The organism is Agromyces chromiiresistens (assembly GCF_029167465.1).
Classification (GTDB): Bacteria; Actinomycetota; Actinomycetes; order Actinomycetales; family Microbacteriaceae; genus Agromyces; species Agromyces chromiiresistens.
Genome location: NZ_JARFNL010000008.1, coordinates 56,079 through 75,459 on the forward strand (window position 1 = coordinate 56,079; position 19,381 = coordinate 75,459).

A 19,381-nucleotide genomic window follows, 5' to 3' on the forward strand; every position below is an offset into this window, starting at 1 on the left:
GCAGCTACGCGACCCGACCGGCCGGCTCGGCCGTCGCCGCGTACGCCCGGCGGAACCCGTGCACCGCCCTGAAGCGGAGCGCGGAGACGGCGTTCGAGTTCATGCCGAGCGCCGTCGCGATCTCCCGCGGCGGGAGACCCTCGACGTCTCCGAGCCACAGCACGCGCTGCCAGGTGTCGGGAAGCGACTGGAAGACCCGCACGGCCGACGAGCGGTCGGCCGCGTCGTCGACGCCGGCGAAGAGGTCCTCGGCGACGAGGAGGTCGTCGTAGCCGTCGATCGTGACGACGGGCACGGCGCGACGGGCCCACTCCATCGAGAGGTTCCGCATGACGGCTCGGAGATAGGCGCGCGCGGCCGTCTCCGGCCCCCGCCCGTTCCTGATCGCCTGCAACAGCCGGACGAACGCCTCGGACACCAGCTCATCGGCCTCGAACCGGGTCGTCATCGTGCGGGCCCATCGGCAGAGCGGCCCGTGGTGGCGGCGCCACAGCGCCGCGAAGGCCTCGTCGTCACCGCCCCGGGTCCGCTGCAGCAGTTCGCGGTCGGTCGGTTCGGTCGGTGCGGCGCCGGCGGCGCAGGCGGGTGGGAGTTGCGGCGACATTCGGGTTACCTCGGCATCCGTCTCGGGTAAGGCTCGACAGTGCCCTCGAAGCAACCTCCCGCCCCGAGGTACCGAGCAAGCTACCGAGCGGGCTGCGGCGCGCCATCCCACATATCGTGCGAAGCCGGATTCCGCGGGTCCTGCGTAAGGATCGCCGCGACCGCGACTCCTTAACCGATAGAACCGGATGCGTCGGGCATCGGGTTCCAGGTCTGGGTCGGGTAGCCCGGCCGACGGTCAGATCCCTGACCGTGAGGGGGTCGCTGCGATTCGGGTTCGCGGCGGCCCCCGTTTCTTCAGCTCATGCCCCGAGTCACCCGCTCAGGCCCCCAGCAGGCCGAGCGCCATCGCCCGGTCGACGGCGGCGCCCCGCGTCGTGACCTGCAGCTTGCGGTAGATCGAGGCCGTCTCGGAGCTCACGGTGTTCCGCGACAGGTACAGCCGCTGGCCGATCTCGGCGAGCGTCAGGTGCGTCTGCAGGTACGGGAGCAGCCTGAGCTCCGCGGGTGTGAGGGGCGTCAGCCGGCTGCCCGCCACTGAGGCCATGTCGAGCCGCTCTCGAAGCGAGCGCACCTGATCGCCCAGCCGCCCGAGGCGCGGCCGGTGGACCTCGATGCCGGAGATCTCCTCCACCGACTGCGCCGACCCGTCGCGATCGCCCGACGCGAGCAGCGCCTTCGCGATGTGCAGGCGCACGCGGACGGCGATGAACGGGAGCACGTAGGTGCTGAGCGCTCGCGTCCGCATCGCCTGCGCCAGGCGTTCCCGCGCCTTCGCCTCGTCGGCCTGGTGGAGGGCGACTCGAGCTCCGACGGCCCACGCGAGGGAGGCGATCGCGTAGTCCTCGATGTGTCCCTCCTCGACGGCTCGCAACGCGACGACGACGCGCGAGGCGGCATCGTCCCAGCGCCCGTCCTCGATCGCGATGCCGGCGCGCTCCGACTCGACGAGGGCGAGGCGCACGAAGTTCCGACGCCGGGTCGCGATCTCCGAAGCCTCCGCGAATGCTCGATCAGCTTCCTCGTTGCGCCCCTCGAGCAGGCACATCTCGCCGAACAGGCACAACGCGAGATCGCGCCAGGAACTCCACACCGGCACGGTCTGGAGGGCGGTCATCGCGTCCGACATCCCCGTGTCGGGACCGTCGCGGAGCATCGCCACCGCGAGCAGCGCACGGCCGCCGACGAACGGCAGGTCGACGCCGTCGGGATCCTCGCCCGGGTCGAGCCGCCCGAGGAGGTCGGCCCACCGCTCGGCCCCGGCCACGTCCCCGTTGAGCACCGCCGTCCAGGCGGCGAGGACGGCGAGCGGCGGGATGGACTCGATCACCTCGTCGCCCACGAGGTCCATCCAACGGCTGACCGTCGAGAACCGCCCGCTCTGGTACCCGGGAAGTGCCGCCTGCGTCAGGAGCCGCGCCGAGCGGCCACGATCGCCGGCGGCGAGCGCGTGCTCGATCGCGCGCGCCGGGTCACCGCTCGCGCCGAACCAATCCGCGGCGCGGAGGTGGAGCGGGGCCACGAGCGCAGGGTCCCGCCGCCGGAGTTCGGCGAGCAGGAACTCCCGGAAGAGCTCGTGGTAGCGGAACCAGCCGGTGCGACGACGGTCCAGCGGGATCAGGAACGCGCTGCGCTCCTCCAGCGTGCGGAGCATGGCCTGCGAGTCCGACCGCCCGAGCAGCGCGTCGCAGAGAGGGCCCGACATCCTGGTCAGCACCGAGGTCCGGACGAGGAAGTCCTGCACCTCGACCGGGACCTTCTCGAGCAGCTCCCGGTAGAGGTAGTCGTGCACGAACCGGTCCTCGCCGGTGATCGCGAGCACGTCGCCCTCGTAGCGGGCGACGAGCGCGGCGAGGACGAGCCCGCTCGCCCAGCCCTCCGTTCGCGCGACGAGCTCGGCGAGCTCCTCGTCGCTCGCGTCGACCTGCTCGCGCCGGAAGATCACCGCAGCAGCGGCGACGTCGAGGCCGAGCTGCGCGGTCGTGATCTCGTGGAGCCGCCCGTCGACGCGCCGCCGGGCGGCGTACGGCTGTTCGTGCCGGCTCGTGACGACGCACTGGGAACCGGCTGGGACGCCGTCGAGCACCACATCGAGCACGTCGTGACAGGCAGGGGAGGACAGCACGTGCAGGTCGTCGATGACGAGCAGGAACGGGGCGTCCGCGCGGGCGAGCACGGAGGCGAGGAGCGGTGCCGAACGGCTGAGCGCCGAGCCCTCCTGCCAGCGCATCCGCCCGATCGCCTCCGAGCTCGACGGCGAGATCCGCTCGAACGCCGCCGCGATGAGCGCGAGGAGCGCTGCCGGGTCGTCGTCGAGGCTGTCGAGCGAGACCCACGCGACGCGCCGTTCCTCCGAATCGGCCCATTCGGCGACGAGCGTCGACTTCCCGTACCCGGCCGGGGCGGTCACCGCCACGTGCGTGCGGCCGCTCTCGCGCGCGGCGCGGATGAGCTCCCGCCGACTCGCCTGGCCCCGTCGCATCGGCGGTGGCGTCACCTTCGTGTCGTACAGGTACTCCAGAACGTCTGTCTGCTCCAACGGCTCCCCCGAACGGCGTTCTGCTCCGCCTAGCTCGAATGCTATTGGCCGGGGTCGCCTGGCCGTGCGGATTCAGGTCGTGCGACCGCCATCGGGCGTGTCGCGGGGCCAGGCTGCCACGAAGCGCGACAGCAGGCGGGCGAATTCGGCGGCCTCGGCGGGCGTGAAGCCCGCGAGCGCGGTCTCGACCGCGCCGCGGCGCGTGTCGCGTGCTCCCGCGAGCACGCGACGGCCTGCCGCGGTGAGCACGATCGCGCTGCGCCGCGCGTCCGACGGATCGACCTCGCGACGGGCGTGACCCGCCTCGACCGCGGCCTGCACGAGCCGGCTGGCGCGCGGCTGGTCGACCCCGATCGCGTCGGCGAGCTGGCCGACCGACGGCGGCTGCGGCGCCGCCTCGAGCGCATCGAGCAGCCGGAACCTCGCGGCCTGCGCGAGCCCCGGGCCGCCTCGCCCTCGGCGCGGTGCCTCCGCCGGGGCATCCCCGTGGTGGTGGCCGTGATGCCCGTGCCGGTCGGCCTGCAGGCCGTGACCGTGATGCGGGCCGCCGTGCTCGTCGCGGCGCTGGAGCCGGCCTCGACCCTGGTCGCGGCGCATCGCCACGAGCGCGGCCTCGACGGCCGCCACGGGGTCGGATGCCTCGGGCCCGCCGTCTCCCGCACCCGGACGGTCGCCGGGCGGGACTTGACGCGCATCATTCATGTATGTCATTGTACATATACATGTCATGCGACATGCAATCGACGACGCACCTGCGTCATGGAAGGAACCACCCTTGAACATCCCGGAGAACACCGAGACCCCCATCCCCGCCGAGCGGCCGATCGGGTACTGGCTGCGCGTCGTCGACCGCAAGCTCGACGACGCGATGCGAGACCTCTTCGCCGACGAGGGCATCACGCGCCGCGACTGGCGACGGCTCAACCTCATCGCCGGCACCGTCGACGATGCACGGCTGCGTCGCAAGATCACCGCCCACCCCGAACGGCTCGCACCGCTCGTCGCCCGCGGCTGGGTCACCGACGAGCCGGGCGCGCCGCGACTCACCGAGGAGGGCGAGGTCTCGTACGCCGCGCTCCGCGAGCGCGTCGCCGAACTGCGCTCGCGCGTCGCCGGCGCCGTCGCGCCCGACGACTACCGCACCACCCTCGCGACGCTCGAGGCGGTCGCCCGCGAGCTCGGCTGGCAGGAGGGCGAGCGGATGCCTCGCCGTCGTCATCACGGCGACGCCCGCCGCGGCCACTCGCACGGGCGCGCCGCGCACGATGACCGTGACCGGAGGCACCACGGGCACGCGCACCACGGGCACGGGCACGAAGGGCACGCGCACGGGCACGAGGGGCGCGCGCACCACGGACACGAGCACGGCCACCACCATGCTCACCACGGGAACGAACACCACGGGCATCGGGATCGCACGCGCGTCCACCAGCACCCCGGCCGGTGAACGAGCGGTACGGCGTCCGAGCCGTGGGGGTCGGGGGCGCGCCGTTGGCCGCGCGGCCGCCGCAGGATAGGATCGCCTGACCCCCTACCCACCCCCAGGACGCAACGATGCCCGACGAAGCCGTCACCTGCGCGCCGGAGCCGGCCCTCCACCGTGCCGCGCGAACCAGCCGAAGCACGCTCGCACCGCGACGAAGCGCGCGAGGTCGCCGCCGATGAGCAGCGACGACCCGACTCGCCGCGACCGCTCCGAGGTGCGGCATCGCCATCGCCTGCAGCGGCAGCGGCAGCGCCGCATGTGGGTGATCGCCGGCGCGAGCCTCGTGCTGGTCCTCCTCGGCGGCGGTGTCGCGACCGCCGTCGTGCTCACGGCCCAGGGCGCCGACCCGTCCGGTCCGACGCCGTTCGCGTCGACGACCGCCGAGCCCGGCGTCTTCCCGGCCGACCAGCCCTCCGCCGTCGACGGCAAGAAGCCGTGCATCGCGCTCACGGTGCTCTCGTCGAACGAGAACGCCGAGCTCGTCGCCCGCCTCGTCGACGGCTACAACGCGCAGCCGCGCAGCGTCGACGGGCGCTGCGTCGACGCGACCGTGACGAAGCAGACCTCGAGCACCGCGGCGACCGCTGCGGCCGGCGGCTTCCCCGGCACCGCCGCCGACGACAAGCCGACCGTCTGGGTGCCCGACGCGAGCTCCTGGCTCGCCGTCGCCCAGGACTCGGGCGGCGCGGCGAACGTGCCGACCGAGGGCACGAGCATCGGCTCCTCCGCGATCGTGCTCGCGATGCCGCAGCCGCTCGCCGATGCGATCGGCTGGAGCGAGACGCGCCCGACGTGGAACGACGTCTTCAACGCCGCCCGTGACGACGCCACGTGGAGCTGGCTCAGCCACCCCGAGTGGGGCACCTTCAAGCTCGGCAAGACGAGCCCGCTGATGGCGAGCTCGGGCCAGGCGGCGATGCTCGCGGAGTTCGGCAGCGAGGCGGGCTCGGTCGCCGAGCTCACGACGAGCCAGATCCGCGACCCCGAGGTCATGGACGCCGTCCGGCAGGACGAACTCGCGACGAGCCACTACATGGCCACGCCCGAGCGCTTCCTCGCGCAGGCGCGGCTCTCCGAGAAGGAGGGCTCGATCGCCGACTTCCTCTCGGGTGTCATCGTCGATGAGAAGACCGTCTGGGACTACAACCGCGGCATCACGAGCCCCGACGGCGTGAGTCGCACCGAGTCGACGCCGCCCGGCGAGCGGCTGGTGCCGATCTACCCGAGCGACGGCTACTACGTCGCCGACAACCCGTTCACCGTGCTGGCCGGGCCCTGGGTCGACGCATCCGAGAAGGAGGCGGCCGCCGACCTGCTCCGGTTCGCGGGCACGAAGCAGGGGCAGCAGATCGTGCGCGCCTCGGGCTACCACGACCTCAACGGGGAGCTCGACCCCGTCGTCAGCGAGGTCGGGCTTCTCCCCGAGCGGCCGTCGGGCGCGCTCGCGTTCCCCGGCCGGGAGATGCTCGCCGCGATCGACAGCACCTTCCCCGACGTGCGCAAGCGCGCCGAGGTCCTGTTCCTGGTCGACGTGTCGGGCTCGATGGAGGAGAAGATCGCGACCGGCGACACCAAGCTCGCCGCCGCGAAGGCCGCCATCGAGAAGGCACTCGGCCACTTCACCAAGGGCGACAACATCGGCCTCGCCGCGTTCAGCGCCGTCGACGACGGCCCGATCACGCCCGGCCTCGTGAGCCCCGTCGCCGACGCTCGCACCGAGCGGACGAAGTTCCTCGAGGCGCTCGGCGGGCTCAAGCCCATCGAGTTCACGCCGCTCTACGCCGCGGTCGACAGCTTCGCGAAGGAACGCGCCGAGGCGTGGGACCCCGAGCGCATCAACGCGATCGTGCTGCTCAGCGACGGCAAGAACGAGACGCTCGGTCCCGGCACGACGACGAAGAAGCAGATGCTCGCCGACCTCGAGCGCATGCACGACGACACGCCCGTGCTGGTCTTCACCCTCGCCTACGGCGCGAACGCCGACACGGCGAGCCTGCGCGAGATCTCGACCGCCACGGGCGCGCAGTTCTACGACGCCACCGACCCGACGAAGGTCGCCGACGTGCTCGGCGAGCTGGTCACGAGCTTCTGACCGTCGGGCGGGGCGTCGCCCCTCCTCAGCGCGGATCGAGCGCGGCCCGCACGGCCGGGCCGAGCATCGGCGGCGCGTCGACGTCTACGGCGAGCGCCTGCAGCGCGCTTCCGAAGTACACCCGCGCCGACGCGGCGATCGTGATGTCGACGATCTCGCGATCGCCGAAGCCGGCCTCGCGCAGCGCGAGCGCATCGGCCTCGGTCATCGCCGACGCGTCGCGGCCGACCTGCTCGGCGTACGCCATCATCGCGACCTCGTCGTCGGCGAGCCCCGCGTCGCGATAGTCGCGGGCGATCCGCTCGAGCTGCGCCTCGTCGAAGAGTCCCTTCGAGAGCACCTTCGCGCCGTGCGCGAGCCGGCAGTGTGCCGACCCGGTGCCGCGCGCCGCCGCGAGCGTGACGAGCTCGTACCGTCGAAGGCCGAGCGTCGGCACGACCGAGCGGATCAACTGCTCGAAGGCGTGCAGCGCCTCGGGGTTCATCGCCATCGCCGCGGTGTGCGGCGCGACGTAGCCGAGCTCGTCGACGTCGTCGGCGTAGATCGCGGCGACGGCGCCGGTCGCGTCGGCTTCGGGCACGGTGCGGATGATCGTCATCGATCGCCCCTCTCGGGTCACGAGTCGCCGGTCGCTCCGGCTGGCTCATGCTGGCATGCCCGCGGCGCCGCCGCCATCACCGCGGCGGAGCCGGTGGAGCGCATTGCGCGCCCGGCCGAGGCATCCACCCCCGTTCAGGAGATGGAGCGCTGCTCAGGACGCGTTCCCCCTGGTGGGTCCTGAGCAGCGTCCCATCTCCTGAACCGGCGAAGACGAACGGGGATGCCTCAGCGCCGGCGTTCCTCCGCGCCGGAGAGACGCTGGGCGATGTAGATCGGGATGATCGACACGACGACGAGCACCACGGCGATGACCGAGACGATCGGCGCCTGGGCCGGCCGGAACATGTTGTTGAGGATGAAGATCGGCAGCGTCGTCACGCCGGACCCCGCCGTGAACGTCGTCACGATGATCTCGTCGAAGCTCAGCGCGAAGGCGAGCAGGCCGCCGGCGAGCAGCGCCGAGCGCAGCTGCGGGAAGGTCACGAGCCGGAACGTCGTCCAGATGCCGGCGCCGAGGTCTGCCGAGGCCTCCTCGAAGCTCGTGCCGAGCCGGCGCAGCCGCGCGATCACGTTGTTGAACACCGTCACGATGCAGAACGTGGCATGGGCGATCACGACCGTCCAGATCGAGAGCGGAACGCCCATGATCGTGCGGAAGAAGTTGTTCAGCGCGATACCGGTGATGATGCCGGGCAGCGCGATCGGCAGGATCACGAGCAGGCTGATCGCCTCGCGCCCGAAGAACTCGAAGCGCTGCAGCGCGAGCGAGATCAGGGTGCCGAGCACCAGCGAGACCGCCGTCGCGACGAGCGCGATGCCGACGCTCGTGCCGACCGCCTCGAGCGCGCCCTCGCTCTGGAACGCCTTGCCCCACCACTCGAGCGTGAAGCCGGGAGGCGGCCAGTTCAGCGACGTCGAGGTCGAGAACGAGTTCACGAGCACGACGAAGAGCGGCACGTAGACGACCACGAGGATCAGCGCGGTGACGACGCCGAGCACCGTCCGAGACAGGCGAGACAGACGCATCCTGAGCCCCTAGAGGTTGTCGAGCGCGCCGGTGCGGCGCACGAGGAAGAGGTAGCCGAAGATGATCACGATCGGGATGAGCGCGATCGCGGCGGCGAGCGGCAGGTTGTTGGCGGCGCCGACGTTCGTGTACACGAGGTTTCCGAGCATCTGGCTGGTGCCGCCGACGATGTTGACCGTGATGTAGTCGCCGAGCGACAGCGAGAAGCTGAAGATCGTGCCGGCGATGATGGCCGGCAGCGCGAGCGGCAGCACGACGAGCCGCAGCGTCGGCCAGGTCCTGCCTCCGAGGTCGCCCGAGGCTTCGAGCAGCGAGTCTGGCACGCGCTCGAGCCCCGCGTAGATGGGCAGGATCACGTACGGCAGCCACAGGTAGCTCAGCGTGATGATCGTCGCGGGCAGGCCGTAGCCCGGCGTGTGACCGCCGAACGGCGAGACGAGCCACTCGAGGATGCCGTCCTGCGAGAGCACCGACCGCCAGGCGTACGCCTTCACGAGGTACGACGCCCAGAGCGGGGTGAGCACCATGATGAGCAGCACCCGCTGCATGCGCGGGGTCGCGACCTTCGCCATGAAGAACGCGATCGGCAGTGCGAGGGCGACGTCGATCACCGTCACCGCGAGCGCGACGCCGATCGTGCGCAGCGTCACGGTCTGATACAGCGAGCCGGTCACGACCTCGACGATGTTGTCGAGCGTGAACTCGGTGGTGATCTCGCCCGTGAAGCTGTCGACCGACCAGAACGCCGTGACGAGCAGCAGCACGAGCGCGACGATGTAGACGACGCCGAGCCAGAACAGCGGTGCGCTGAGCAGCAGCGCGAGCCGCGCCCGGGGGTGCGCGCTGAGGAAGGCGGAGCCCGCCCGCGCCGCACTGCGACGCGGGACGGGCACCGCACGGGTGGCCGTCATCAGCCCTTGATCTCCTGCCAGGCCGAGGTCCAGGCGGCGTAGTCGGTGCACGTCACGTCGGTGCGACCGTCGACGCAGTCCTCGATCGGGGTGGTCCAGTACCAGATCTGCGACGCGTAGTCGGCGTCACCGGCGTGGTACGCCTCGCAGTCCTCGCGGAACTCGCAGGCGGCGTCGCTCGACGGCGCCTCGCCGAAGTACGACGTGGCGGCGGCATTCGCCTCGGGGCTCGAGATGTAGTCGAGCCACGCGTACGCGCAGTTCGGGTTCTTCGCCTCCGACGAGATCATCCACGTGTCCGACCAGCCGGTCGCACCTTCCTCGGGCAGCGTGACCGCGGTCGTCGCGCCCTCCGACTCGAGCACGTTCTGGATGACCTGCCAGCTCGTGCCGACGACCGAGTCGCCGGTCTGGAAGGCCTGGATCTCCTTGAGGTAGTCGCTCCAGTACTCGCCGACGTTCTCGCGCTGCTGCTTGAGCAGGTCGACGGCGGCCGCGAGCTGCTCCTCGTCGAGGGCGTACGGGTTCTCGATGCCGAGGTCGGGCTGGTGCGCCATGAGGTACAGCGCCGCGTCCGCGATGTAGATCGGCGAGTCGTAGGCGGTCACCTTGCCGGCGTAGTCGCCCGACTTGTCGAACACGACGTCCCAGGAGGTGGGCTCCTCGGTGATGACGTCGGTGTTGTACATGAGCAGGTTCGCCCCGTACCCGTGGGGCACGCCGTAGTTGACGCCGTCGACGGTGTTCCACGCCTGGTCCTTCAGGAAGTCGTAGATCCCGTCGTAGTTCTCGAGCAGGTCGGTGTTGACCGGCGCGACGTCACCGCCCGCGACGAGTCGCAGCGAGGCGTCGCCCGAGGCCGAGACGACGTCGTAGTCGCCCGTCTTCATGAGGTTGAGCGCCTCGTCGCTCGTGCCGAAGGTCTTGGTGGTGACCATGCAGCCGGTCTCCTCCTCGAAGGGGGTGACCCAGTCGACCGCCGGGTCGTTCGACCCGTCCTCGACGTAGCCGGGCCAGGCGAGGATCGAGATCTGGCCCTCGGTCTCGCCGAGTTCGGTCGCGGCCTCGTTGTCGCCGCCGCCTCCGCCGCCTCCGGACGTACCGCAGGCGGTCAGCAGCGCGACCGAGGCCAGCGCGAGTCCGACGGTGGCGCCTCGTCGCGCGTTCCGCATCCGCATCATGGTGCTCTCCTGTTTCTCTTGGTGGTTTCGAGGGGGATGACTCAGCCCGAGATCCCCGGCATCACCGAGCCGACCGCGGCGGTCGGGGTCGGGTTCTGCGGGCCGACGGGGGCGCCGTCGACCGCGACGACGTCGTCGTCGTGCCACGAGACGACGACCCGGTCGCCGTGCTCGTCGTCGTGGACGCGGCCGCGCACGTTCTGCTCGAGCACGCTCACCCGCGGGCCGGCGTCGAGGTCGACGACGAGCCGCACTCCGCTGCCGAGGTAGATCGCCTCGACGACCGTGCCGGCCGCGTTGCGCACGCCCTCGCCCGACTGGCCGTCGGTCGAGACCGTCATCTTCTCGGGCCGCAGCGAGTGGTGGCCCTCGCGCTCGAGCAGCGCGAGGGAGTGCTCGGGGCCGAAGAGGTTCGAGGTTCCGACGAAGTCGGCGACGAAGCGCGAGACGGGCTGCTCGTAGAGCTCGGTGGGGGTGCCGAGCTGCTCGATGCGACCGGCGTTGAACACGGCGATCCGGTCGGAGAGGGTGAGCGCCTCCTCCTGGTCGTGCGTCACGAAGATGAACGTGATGCCGAGCTCGCGCTGGATCTGCTTGAGCTCGACCTGCATCTGCTCGCGGAGCTTGAGGTCGAGGGCGCCGAGCGGCTCGTCGAGCAGCAGCACCTTCGGCTCGACGACGGTCGCCCGGGCGAGGGCGACGCGCTGGCGCTGGCCGCCCGAGAGCTGCGAGGGCTTGCGGTCGGCCATCTGCTCGAGCCGCACGCTCGCGAGGGCACGGCGGGCGCGCTCGTTGCGCTCCTTCCGGCCGAGCCCGCGCACGCGCAGGCCGTACGCGACGTTGTCGAGCACGCTCATGTGCGGGAACAGCGCGTAGTCCTGGAACACGGTGTTCACGTCGCGGTCGAACGGGGCACGCTTCGTGACCTCCTCGCCGAAGAGCTCGATCGAGCCGCCCGTGGGCTGTTCGAACCCGGCGATGAGCCGCAGCACGGTGGTCTTGCCCGACCCCGACGGGCCGAGCATCGAGAAGAACTCGCCGGCCGCGATCTCGAGGTCGACGTGGTCGACCGCGGTGACGGCGCCGAACTCCTTCGTGAGCCCGGTGAGCCGGATCGCCGGCTGCGCTTCAGTCATCACATCTCCTTCGATGCCTTCGCTGCGATCAAACATCTGGAACCAGATGTTCGTCGGTTTCAAATCATATGACTCCAGATGTAAATGTCCAGCCCCTCGTGTTACGGTCGTGTCACAGATCTGCACGACGGCGAGCACGGGAGGGTGGGAATGCCCCAGGCCACCGGCCGCGCCGACGCCACGCACGCGGTCGTCTTCTCGCCGCTCGACGGTGCCGGCCGCGCCGAGCTCGTCGAGCAGCGGCTGACCGACGCGATCGTGGCGGGAGTGCTGCGCGACGGCGAGCGGCTGCCGAGCGAGTCCGAGCTCGCGAAGCGGCTCGGCGTCGCCGTCGTCACCGCCCGCGAGGCGCTCGTCGCGCTCCGCGACAAGGGCCTCGTGCTCACCCGTCGCGGCCGCGACGGCGGCAGCTTCGTCACGCACGACCGCGACGCCGCCGCCCGCATGCTCGACGCCCGGGTACGGGCGCTCAGCCGCATCGAGCTGCGCGACCTCTCACTGCACTACGCGGCGATCGCCGGCATGGCGGCCGAGGTGGCCGCCGACCGGGCGAGCGACGACGACCTCACGAGCCTCGCCGACATCGACGCGCGCGCCGATCTCACGAGCGCGGGCGGCGCCCGCCGTGCGATCGGACGGTTCCAGCTCGAGATCGCCGCGGTGAGCCAGTCGCCCCGGCTCGTGCACGAGGAGCTGCGGCTGCAGGCCGAGGCGGGCCCGTTGCTCTGGCTGTGCATGCGCGAACAGGCGTATCGTGACCGCAGCAGGCAGGCTCGCCTCGAGGTGATCGAGGCGATCCGCGCCGTCGACGCCGCAGGCGCCCGCCGAGCGACGACCGACCACATCGCCGCCGCCGTCGAATGGCTCATCGACGAGAAGGCCCGCCTCGAGGCATCCCCCGCCCCCGTTCCCTGAGCTCGACGAGGGGAGCGCGGCCCGGCCGGCTCCCGTCGACCGGCTCCGAGAGCGACATCCCCACCCCCACAGAAAGGACCGAGGCCATGACCGTCACCGTCGACGTCTCCGCCCTCCGCATCGCGGAGCGCATCGCCTCGACCATCGACCCCGTGTTCGCGATGATCGACGACTGGCGCGCGCGACTCGAGGCGGGCCTCGCCGCGCTCCCCGAACCGAGCGCCGCCGCGTTCGATCCCGTCGTGGCCGAGCTCGTGGGCGATGCGCTCGAGCGGCCCGGCAGCCTCATCACCGGCGCCGGTTTCGTCGCCGCGCCCGGCTACCTCGCCGACGCCCCGTGGCATCTCGAGTGGTGGCTGAGCGGTGCGAACACGTTCGGCACCGGCGCCGGCCTGCGGCGCCTCGACGCGGTGAGCGATCCCGACTCCGAGCAGTTCCGCGACTACACCGGCCTCGAGTGGTGGCGCGTCCCGGCCCGCACGGGCACGCGGCACCTGACGGGTCCGTACGTCGACTACCTCTGCACCGACGACTACACCGTGACGATCACCGTGCCCGTCGAGGTCGACGGCGCGATGGTCGGGCTCGTGGGCACCGACCTGTACGTGGCGAGCCTCGAACGCGAGCTGCTGCCGGTGCTGCGCGAGTCGGGGCATCCCTGCACCCTCGTGAACGCCTCCGGCCGCATCGTGACCTCGACCGACGCGCGCCGCGCGACGGGCGCCCTGCTGCGGCTCGACGGTCTCGTCGACGCGCTCGCCCCGCTGCGCGAACGCGAGGGCGGGCCGCATGCCTCGGCCGCGGCATCCTCGTCGACGACGCTGCCCGGCGGCGCGGTCGTGGTGCCGTGCGGCGACACCTCGCTCGCGCTGGTCTTCGAGGGCTAGCGACCCGTCACCGCCGCCTCGATCAGCCGGGCCGACTCGGCGGCGCCGTCGGCACCCTCGTAGGCGCGCCGCACCTCGTCGGCCGCGGTGCGGATCGCGGGGTCGTCGAGCACCCGGCGCACGGCCGCGGTGAACTCGGGGCGGCCGACGTGCTTCGGCGGGACCGCGATCGCATTGCCCCGGCGCTCGCACGAGCGCACGTGCCAGGTCTGCTCGGGCTGCAGCCCCATGCCGACGAACGGCACGCCCGTCGCGCACGCCGTCTGCACCGTGCCCTGCCCGCCGTGCAGCACGGCGGCGTCGACGAGCCCGGCGAGCCGGTGCGCCGGCAGCAGCGGGGTCACGTGCACGTTCCGCGGCAGGCGGTCACGATCGCCCGGCTCGAGGTAGTGCCCGATCGGCGCGATGACATTCACCGGCAGCGTGCCGAGCGCCGCAGCTGCGGCGAGCGCGAGCCTCCGGTCGGCCGACGAGCCGAGGCCGAGATACACGAGCGGCTCGGGCGCCGTCGCGAGCTCGGTGACGATCGACGGCAACGGCGCGTCGAGGTGGGCGTAGATCGGGCCGACGAGCTCGAACCCGTCGGGGAGGTCGAACCCCTCCATCTCCCACGACATCTCGGTGACGAGGTTGCGGTCGGCGGTGAGCAGCGACGAGACCGTGCGCAGGGGCGGCACGCCGTTGGCCTCCGCCACGCTCGTGAACGCCTTGGGCGCGAGCGGCGCCGAGTTGTAGATCCACCGGAACACCGATGTCGCGACCAGGTCGGCGGCCCGCGCGAGCCGTCCGGTACCGGAGACGAACCCCATGCGCCGCGTCTGCGCGACCTGCGGCCGCGTGAGCGGGAACGGCACGGGATAGAACAGCGGCACCCCCTCCGCCCTGGCCGAGATGAACGAGGTGAGGTTCGAACCGGTGACGACGGCGGCGGCCCCGACCTCGCGGATGAGCTCGCGCTCGAGCCGGACCCGCGCGTCGACGAGCTCACGCGTGAACGGACTGCGGAACGACCGGCCCTGGTCGAACGCGATCGCCTGGTCGCGCTCGGCGCGGCCCCAGGCGGGCTCGCCGGCGCGGTACTCGAAGCCCGCGTCGCGCACGAGGTCGGCGAAGTCGGTCTCGTAGCCGAGGAACACGACGCGGTGCACCGGGTCGAGGGCGCGTGCGACCTGGATCATGCGGGTCGTCTCCGCGAGGTTGAAGGTCACCGGGCAGAACAGGACGGTCGCCATGCGAGAACGCTAGCGCGGCGCGGCCGCCGACGCCGGGGCCGGTCGCACGGTGCAACACGAAACACCGATGCAACGACGCTCTGCGACGATGTCACGATGACGACGCCCGCTCCCGCACTGGTCGGCATCTCGCACGGCACCTCGTCGCCCGAAGGGCGACGAGCGGTGCGCGCGCTGCACGACGCGGTCGCCGAGGCGCTCGGCACGAGGCATCCGGATGCCGCGCCGTCGGCCCGCCTCGGACACGTCGACGTCGAGCAGCCCGACGTGCCGGCGACCCTCACGTCGCTTTCGCGGGGCGAGCCCGCCGTCGTCGTGCCGCTGCTGCTTTCGGCGGGCTACCACGTGCACGTCGACCTCACCGAGGCCGTCGAGGCGACCGTCGACCGCCGGGTCGTGCTCTCGGGCGCGCTCGGGCCCGACGACCGGCTCGCGACCGTGCTCGCGCGCCGGCTCGCCGAGGCCGGCGTCCGCAACGACGACACCGTCGTACTCTCGGTCGCCGGCTCGAGCGACGCACGCGCCGTGCGCGACTGCCACGACATGCGCGAGCGCCTCGCCGCGGTGACGCGGCGCGACATCAGGCTCGGGTTCCTCTCGGCGGCCGAGCCGCTGCTGCCCGAAGCGGTGGCGCAAGCGAGGGCGGATGCCTCGGGCGCGCGCGTCGTCGTCGCGAGCTACCTGCTCGCCCCGGGGTACTTCCAGGACCTCGCCGAGACCGCCGGCGCCGATGTCGTCACCGATCCGCTGCTCGTGCCCGATGCGGTGACGCCGCCCGAGCTCGTCGAGATCGTGCTCGACCGGTACGACGCCGCGGCAGGCGCGATGCGCGAGTAGCCCGACGACCCTCGGCGTGCGGCGAGACCCTCCGATCAGATGCCGACCATGCCGAGGCACGGGCCGAGCACGACGATCCACGCCGCGGCCGCGACGATGAGGATGCCGATCGCGATGCCGCGGGTCTTCTTGAAGAACAGCATCACGATCGCGGCGAGCGCGACGAGGAGGAAGGGCCAGGTGATGCCGAGGAAGGCCGGGCCCTGCAGGTTGCTGCCGATGAAGAGCGTCGCGAGCATCAGCACGCCGGCGACCACATGCGCACCGCAGCCGATGCCGACCCCGATGCCGATGCCGGCTCCCGTGCTGAGGCCGGCCCGCGGCGGGACGGCCGACGGGTCGTAGGGCGGCGGTACCGGTGCGCCGCCGGGCGGCGGGCCGTACGGCGTCGGGGACATCGGGGCCGTCGCCCCGGTGGGCGGAGGAGGCGTGGCGTCCGCGGGCGGCTGCGGCTGCGGCTGCGGCGCCTCGGGCGGCGGAACCGGCGAGGCCGCCTCATCGGGCGCCGGTTCCCGCGGCGCGGACTCCTCAGGCGCGGGCTCTTCGGGCTTCGGCTCTTCAGGATCCGGTGCCATGGACGGCCACCCTCTCGTGTTCGGCGATGAACCGGCCGCGCGACGCCTTCCAGGCGAGGCGGGCCAGCAGGAGCGGAATCGTGACCAGCAGGAACAGTTGCGGACGGGTGAGCCCCATCCACGCGGCCTCGTTGCCGCGCACGAACTCGACGAAGAAGCGGAAGATCGCGTACGCCGCGATGTAGATCGTGAGCGTCTCGCCCGCGGCGATCGGCCGGTGCCGCAGCCAGAACCACAGCGCGATGAACGCGACCGCCTGGAAGACGATCTCGTACACGAAGCTCGGGTGCAGCGGCACCCCCGCCGGTCCGCCGACCCGGGCGGCGGCCGCCTCGTCGAGCACGATGCCCCAGCCGGCACCCGTCGGCGTTCCGGGCAGCTCGGTGTAGAGGCATCCGAACCGGCCGATCGCCATGGCGAGCGCGACAGCCGGCGCGAAGAGGTCGCCCGTGCGCAACGGGTACTTCACCAGGCGCTTCGCGACGTGCACGCCGAGCCATGCTCCGACGAGGGCGCTCAGCACCGACGCGTTGCCCTGGGTCAGCTGCGTGACGAGGTCGAGGTTCTGCGCCGGGTCGAGGTGCCGCACCCAGGTGCCGAGCCGCGAGAAGATCGCGGCACCGGCGAGCGCGCCGAGCACGAGGGCGGCGACGCGCGCGTCGGTCTGGCCGCGCCGCCGCGACTCGACGACGAAGACGAGTCCGGCCGCGAGCATGGCGATGGCCACGAAGAACGAGTGGGTGTCGATCGGCGGTCCCCAGCCGAGGAGATCGGGCAGCGTCGGATACATGCGCTCAGCTCCAGACCCGCGCCCAGAGCATGACCCAGAACGGGATGGCGACGAGCGCGAGCACCTCGATGACGATGAGGTAGGCGAGCACGTTTCGGGTGTCGCCCAACTTGCACTTCGACCGCAGGAGGCCCGCGCGACGGGCCTTCGCATAGCCCGCGATCGCGATGCCGGCGAACCCGGCGAGCGCGACGGGACCGAGCACGCAGGTGATGAGCGCGATCGTCGTGAAGACGCAGAGCCGCAGCGGGTCGTACGGCGCGGGCGCCGGCGGCACGCCCACCGTCTCGTCGAAGCGGTTCAGTCCCGCGGCATCCCAGGTGCCGAACTCGTCGCCCGCGCTCGTCATGCCCGCTCCCCCGTCCGTCAGCTCACGCGACCGTGACCGGCAGTTGCCGTCGTCCGCCGGCCGCCGCAGCGCCCGCCGGACCGCTTCGAGCACCGGATGCCGCGGCCGAACCGGTGGCGGTCGAGATCCTCGTCCGTCCGAGCGGCGCCCACGCCTGCACCGCGCAGAACGGCGCGCACTGGTGGGCGGAGGTCTCGGCGTTGACCGTCGCGACGTGCACGCAGCACTGGGTGAGCCGCTCCTCGATCATCGTGTTGATGTCCATGAACGGCTTCACCGTGATGCGCTTCACCCGCTCGCCGAGGAACCGCCGCAGCCGCTTGTGCTGCCCCGGCAGCGCCGAGCTCGCGAGCTGCGTGAGCGTGCCGATGCCGAGGTCGCAGCCCGTGCAGATGTCCTTCCACAGCGAGCCGATCGACGGGTGCGAGAGCGACGACTGCTCGCTCAGCAGGTCGAGCAGCGACTGCTTGACGCTGTCTTTCAGGGCCTGGTTGATGTTGCTGTCGGCGATGCGGTTCGCGATGAGGTCGGGGTTGAGGTCGAGGAACTCCTTCAGCCGGTCGTGCCCGACGAGCGCGGTGAGCGAGTTCCACGTGCCCGAGTCGTCTTTCAGCAGGTAGCCGACCGAGCAGCAGTGCGGGTGGCTGCACGGCAGCGCGGTGAGGTCGCGCCAGGTGACCTCGCCGTCGGTCTGCGCCTCGAGCCGGGCGAGCACACCCGTGTGCGTGAGCCGGTCGTTCGGGTCGATACCGGCCGACCGGCCCGAGCCGAAGACCGGCTGGATGGTCACGCCGCCGACGTACGGCGTCGTCATCGCGCGGCGGATCACCGCGCCGATCTCGCCGTCGTTGACGCCGAGCGCCGCGGTCATCGTGAGGGTCGTGAAGACGCCCGCCTCCGACAGGCGCTCGAGCGCGCGGTCCTTGAAGCGGCGGATGTCGGCGCCGCGGTGGTACGCGGAGGCCTGCGCGCTCTCGCCGTCGAACTGCAGGTAGACCTCGACGCGCTCGCGGTGCTTCTTGAGGGTCTCGACGAGGGCGTCGTCCTGCGCGATGCGCAACCCGTTCGAGTTGAGCAGGATGCGCACGACCGGGCGCGCCACGAGGTGGTCGAGCAGCTGCTCGAGCCACGGGTAGAGCGTCGGCTCGCCGCCCGAGAGCATGAGCACGTCGATGCGGTCGTTCTCGCGAGCGAGCTTCGCGTCGACCGAGGCGAGCACCTCGGCGAGCGGTGCGACCGCGGTCGCCGCGGGGCCCGACTCGGCGAAGCACGTGGGGCACCGCAGGTTGCAGTGGTCGGTGAGGTCCTCGAGCAGGATGCACGTGTGCTGCGTCTGCATCTCGGGCAGACCGTCTTCGTAGGCCGACGGCACGGGCTTGAAGTTGCCGGCGAGGTCGGGCGTGTGCACCTTCGTCGGGGCGGTCCACTGCTCGAGGTACTGCATGATCTCGGGCGACTCGTCGTACATCGTGGTCACGAGCCCGTGCGTCGGGCAGCCGCGCTCGAGCCACACCCGGCCGTCGCGGATCGCGAGCCAGCCCGACAGCCGGGCGACCTCGGCGAGGGGCCGCTCGGGATCCTCCTCGTGGCACCGCGGGCAGAACGCGTTGACGTAGCGATGCACGCGGTAGTCCCGCAGGGGCATCCCGGTACCAGCGGCGGTCGGCATGCGCTCACGATAGCGGCTGGCGGGCCGGTTGAGGAGGGCGCGCAGCGCCCGTCTCGAAACCGGCGTCCCGCCCGCCCCGTCCCTATGCTGGGCCCGTGCCCCGGAAGCGTTCCGACACACTTCGCATCGTGATCCTCATCGCCTGGATCGCGGGCTTCCTCATCGGCACGACCACCCATGTGACCGACCTGGTGCTCGGCGGCGCGGACACCTACGCCGAGTTCCCGCTCGGCACGCGGGTGTTCTGGATGTCGCTCACCGTGCTCGACCCCATCACTGCCGTGCTGCTCGCGCGGCGGCGCCGCGCCGGCATCGTGCTCGCGCTCGTCGTGATCCTGGTCGACATCGCCGTCAACTGGACCGTGTTCGCGACCATCGGCATCCCACTGTTCGGCGTCGTGAACCAGACGCTGTTCGCGATCCTCCTGATCTCGACCGCGCCGATGCTCTGGCGTTGGTTCGGGCATCGCCTGTCAAGCATGTGACGCAATGCGGCGCCGTGCGACGGGCCGTGACGCAACGTGACGGGCGCCGCCGTCACGAAGGTGCCGC

Annotated in this window: 19 protein-coding genes; 6 read left to right on the forward strand and 13 right to left on the reverse strand. The window is 71.8% G+C overall.

The genetic code is table 11. The annotated features are described in order from the left end of the window. Nucleotides 1-4: 4 nt before the first annotated feature. From PX701_RS18000 to PX701_RS18010, 3 genes are all read right to left on the reverse strand, one after another. Entirely contained in the window at nt 5-604 is a 600-nt protein-coding gene (locus tag PX701_RS18000) for an RNA polymerase sigma factor (RefSeq protein WP_275507063.1), read from the reverse strand. A 321-nt stretch (nt 605-925) separates the two neighbouring features. Continuing rightward, nucleotides 926-3,142, reverse strand: coding sequence for a LuxR family transcriptional regulator (locus PX701_RS18005; protein ID WP_275507064.1), 2,217 nt, complete (start codon nt 3,140-3,142; stop codon nt 926-928). 72 nt (nt 3,143-3,214) lie between these two features. Further along, complete coding sequence (locus PX701_RS18010) at nt 3,215-3,844, reverse strand: MarR family winged helix-turn-helix transcriptional regulator (protein ID WP_275507065.1); 630 nt, start codon at nt 3,842-3,844, stop codon at nt 3,215-3,217. A 73-nt stretch (nt 3,845-3,917) separates the two neighbouring features. On the opposite strand from PX701_RS18010, the gene PX701_RS18015 reads away from it, so the two are divergent. Together PX701_RS18015 and PX701_RS18020 are read left to right on the forward strand one after the other, a co-directional pair. Next, complete coding sequence (locus PX701_RS18015; RefSeq protein ID WP_231429389.1) at nt 3,918-4,589, forward strand: hypothetical protein; 672 nt, start codon at nt 3,918-3,920, stop codon at nt 4,587-4,589. A 214-nt stretch (nt 4,590-4,803) separates the two neighbouring features. Continuing rightward, a complete protein-coding gene (locus PX701_RS18020) occupies nt 4,804-6,720 on the forward strand; it encodes a vWA domain-containing protein (protein ID WP_231429385.1) in 1,917 nt (638 codons plus the stop codon). Nucleotides 6,721-6,745: 25 nt separating this feature from the next. Here the strand turns inward: PX701_RS18020 and PX701_RS18025 are convergent, their stop codons facing one another. The 5 genes from PX701_RS18025 to PX701_RS18045 form a co-directional block, all read right to left on the reverse strand. Then, nucleotides 6,746-7,318: a carboxymuconolactone decarboxylase family protein gene (locus PX701_RS18025; RefSeq protein WP_275507066.1), complete on the reverse strand. Its 573-nt coding sequence runs from the start codon at nt 7,316-7,318 to the stop codon at nt 6,746-6,748. Nucleotides 7,319-7,545: 227 nt separating this feature from the next. Beyond that, the gene (locus tag PX701_RS18030) at nt 7,546-8,346 is read right to left on the reverse strand and encodes an ABC transporter permease (RefSeq protein WP_231429383.1); all 801 of its coding nucleotides are present in this window, start codon (nt 8,344-8,346) and stop codon (nt 7,546-7,548) included. A gap of 9 nt (nt 8,347-8,355) precedes the next feature. Next, complete coding sequence (locus PX701_RS18035) at nt 8,356-9,258, reverse strand: ABC transporter permease (RefSeq protein ID WP_275507067.1); 903 nt, start codon at nt 9,256-9,258, stop codon at nt 8,356-8,358. Beyond that, entirely contained in the window at nt 9,258-10,439 is a 1,182-nt protein-coding gene (locus tag PX701_RS18040; protein ID WP_275507068.1) for an ABC transporter substrate-binding protein, read from the reverse strand. The genes PX701_RS18035 and PX701_RS18040 overlap by 1 nt, the downstream gene beginning before the upstream one ends. A gap of 41 nt (nt 10,440-10,480) precedes the next feature. Further along, nucleotides 10,481-11,575 (reverse strand): ABC transporter ATP-binding protein, encoded by a 1,095-nt coding sequence (locus tag PX701_RS18045; RefSeq protein WP_275507069.1) that lies wholly within the window; start codon nt 11,573-11,575, stop codon nt 10,481-10,483. 150 nt (nt 11,576-11,725) lie between these two features. Here PX701_RS18045 and PX701_RS18050 point away from each other — a divergent pair, with 150 nt between their 5' ends. Together PX701_RS18050 and PX701_RS18055 are read left to right on the forward strand one after the other, a co-directional pair. After that, complete coding sequence (locus tag PX701_RS18050) at nt 11,726-12,490, forward strand: FadR/GntR family transcriptional regulator (protein WP_275507070.1); 765 nt, start codon at nt 11,726-11,728, stop codon at nt 12,488-12,490. An 86-nt stretch (nt 12,491-12,576) separates the two neighbouring features. Continuing rightward, a complete protein-coding gene (locus PX701_RS18055; RefSeq protein WP_275507071.1) occupies nt 12,577-13,377 on the forward strand; it encodes a PDC sensor domain-containing protein in 801 nt (266 codons plus the stop codon). Here PX701_RS18055 and PX701_RS18060 read toward each other — a convergent pair. Further along, a complete protein-coding gene (locus tag PX701_RS18060; RefSeq protein ID WP_275507072.1) occupies nt 13,374-14,609 on the reverse strand; it encodes a glycosyltransferase in 1,236 nt (411 codons plus the stop codon). The two genes, PX701_RS18055 and PX701_RS18060, sit on opposite strands and share 4 nt — an antisense overlap. Before the next feature lie 96 nt (nt 14,610-14,705). On the opposite strand from PX701_RS18060, the gene PX701_RS18065 reads away from it, so the two are divergent. Beyond that, nucleotides 14,706-15,446: a sirohydrochlorin chelatase gene (locus tag PX701_RS18065; protein ID WP_275507073.1), complete on the forward strand. Its 741-nt coding sequence runs from the start codon at nt 14,706-14,708 to the stop codon at nt 15,444-15,446. 35 nt (nt 15,447-15,481) lie between these two features. Here PX701_RS18065 and PX701_RS18070 read toward each other — a convergent pair whose 3' ends face one another. The 4 genes from PX701_RS18070 to PX701_RS18085 form a co-directional block, all read right to left on the reverse strand. Then, on the reverse strand, nt 15,482-15,844 hold the full coding sequence (locus PX701_RS18070; protein WP_275507074.1) for a hypothetical protein: 363 nt from the start codon (nt 15,842-15,844) through the stop codon (nt 15,482-15,484). Nucleotides 15,845-16,004: 160 nt separating this feature from the next. After that, entirely contained in the window at nt 16,005-16,811 is an 807-nt protein-coding gene (locus PX701_RS18075) for a prolipoprotein diacylglyceryl transferase (protein ID WP_275507075.1), read from the reverse strand. Nucleotides 16,812-16,815: 4 nt separating this feature from the next. Further along, entirely contained in the window at nt 16,816-17,160 is a 345-nt protein-coding gene (locus PX701_RS18080) for a hypothetical protein (protein ID WP_275507076.1), read from the reverse strand. 22 nt (nt 17,161-17,182) lie between these two features. Beyond that, nucleotides 17,183-18,829 carry a radical SAM protein gene (locus PX701_RS18085; protein WP_275507077.1) on the reverse strand — a complete coding sequence of 549 codons (1,647 nt, stop codon included), beginning with the start codon at nt 18,827-18,829 and terminating at the stop codon, nt 17,183-17,185. Between the two features lie 95 nt (nt 18,830-18,924). Between PX701_RS18085 and PX701_RS18090 the strand changes: the two genes are divergently transcribed. Beyond that, on the forward strand, nt 18,925-19,314 hold the full coding sequence (locus PX701_RS18090; RefSeq protein ID WP_275507078.1) for a hypothetical protein: 390 nt from the start codon (nt 18,925-18,927) through the stop codon (nt 19,312-19,314). Nucleotides 19,315-19,381: the final 67 nt, after the last annotated feature.

What these genes read in the sequence shown, in the direction of transcription:
- PX701_RS18000 (WP_275507063.1), bottom strand. Translation starts at nt 604, where the DNA reads ATGTCGCCGCAACTCCCACCCGCCTGCGCCGCCGGCGCCGCACCGACC.
- PX701_RS18010 (WP_275507065.1), bottom strand. Translation starts at nt 3,844, where the DNA reads ATGAATGATGCGCGTCAAGTCCCGCCCGGCGACCGTCCGGGTGCGGGA.
- PX701_RS18020 (WP_231429385.1), top strand. Translation starts at nt 4,804, where the DNA reads ATGAGCAGCGACGACCCGACTCGCCGCGACCGCTCCGAGGTGCGGCAT.
- PX701_RS18025 (WP_275507066.1), bottom strand. Translation starts at nt 7,318, where the DNA reads ATGACGATCATCCGCACCGTGCCCGAAGCCGACGCGACCGGCGCCGTC.
- PX701_RS18030 (WP_231429383.1), bottom strand. Translation starts at nt 8,346, where the DNA reads ATGCGTCTGTCTCGCCTGTCTCGGACGGTGCTCGGCGTCGTCACCGCG.
- PX701_RS18035 (WP_275507067.1), bottom strand. Translation starts at nt 9,258, where the DNA reads ATGACGGCCACCCGTGCGGTGCCCGTCCCGCGTCGCAGTGCGGCGCGG.
- PX701_RS18040 (WP_275507068.1), bottom strand. Translation starts at nt 10,439, where the DNA reads ATGATGCGGATGCGGAACGCGCGACGAGGCGCCACCGTCGGACTCGCG.
- PX701_RS18045 (WP_275507069.1), bottom strand. Translation starts at nt 11,575, where the DNA reads ATGACTGAAGCGCAGCCGGCGATCCGGCTCACCGGGCTCACGAAGGAG.
- PX701_RS18050 (WP_275507070.1), top strand. Translation starts at nt 11,726, where the DNA reads ATGCCCCAGGCCACCGGCCGCGCCGACGCCACGCACGCGGTCGTCTTC.
- PX701_RS18055 (WP_275507071.1), top strand. Translation starts at nt 12,577, where the DNA reads ATGACCGTCACCGTCGACGTCTCCGCCCTCCGCATCGCGGAGCGCATC.
- PX701_RS18060 (WP_275507072.1), bottom strand. Translation starts at nt 14,609, where the DNA reads ATGGCGACCGTCCTGTTCTGCCCGGTGACCTTCAACCTCGCGGAGACG.
- PX701_RS18065 (WP_275507073.1), top strand. Translation starts at nt 14,706, where the DNA reads ATGACGACGCCCGCTCCCGCACTGGTCGGCATCTCGCACGGCACCTCG.
- PX701_RS18070 (WP_275507074.1), bottom strand. Translation starts at nt 15,844, where the DNA reads ATGTCCCCGACGCCGTACGGCCCGCCGCCCGGCGGCGCACCGGTACCG.
- PX701_RS18075 (WP_275507075.1), bottom strand. Translation starts at nt 16,811, where the DNA reads ATGTATCCGACGCTGCCCGATCTCCTCGGCTGGGGACCGCCGATCGAC.
- PX701_RS18080 (WP_275507076.1), bottom strand. Translation starts at nt 17,160, where the DNA reads ATGACGAGCGCGGGCGACGAGTTCGGCACCTGGGATGCCGCGGGACTG.
- PX701_RS18085 (WP_275507077.1), bottom strand. Translation starts at nt 18,829, where the DNA reads ATGCCGACCGCCGCTGGTACCGGGATGCCCCTGCGGGACTACCGCGTG.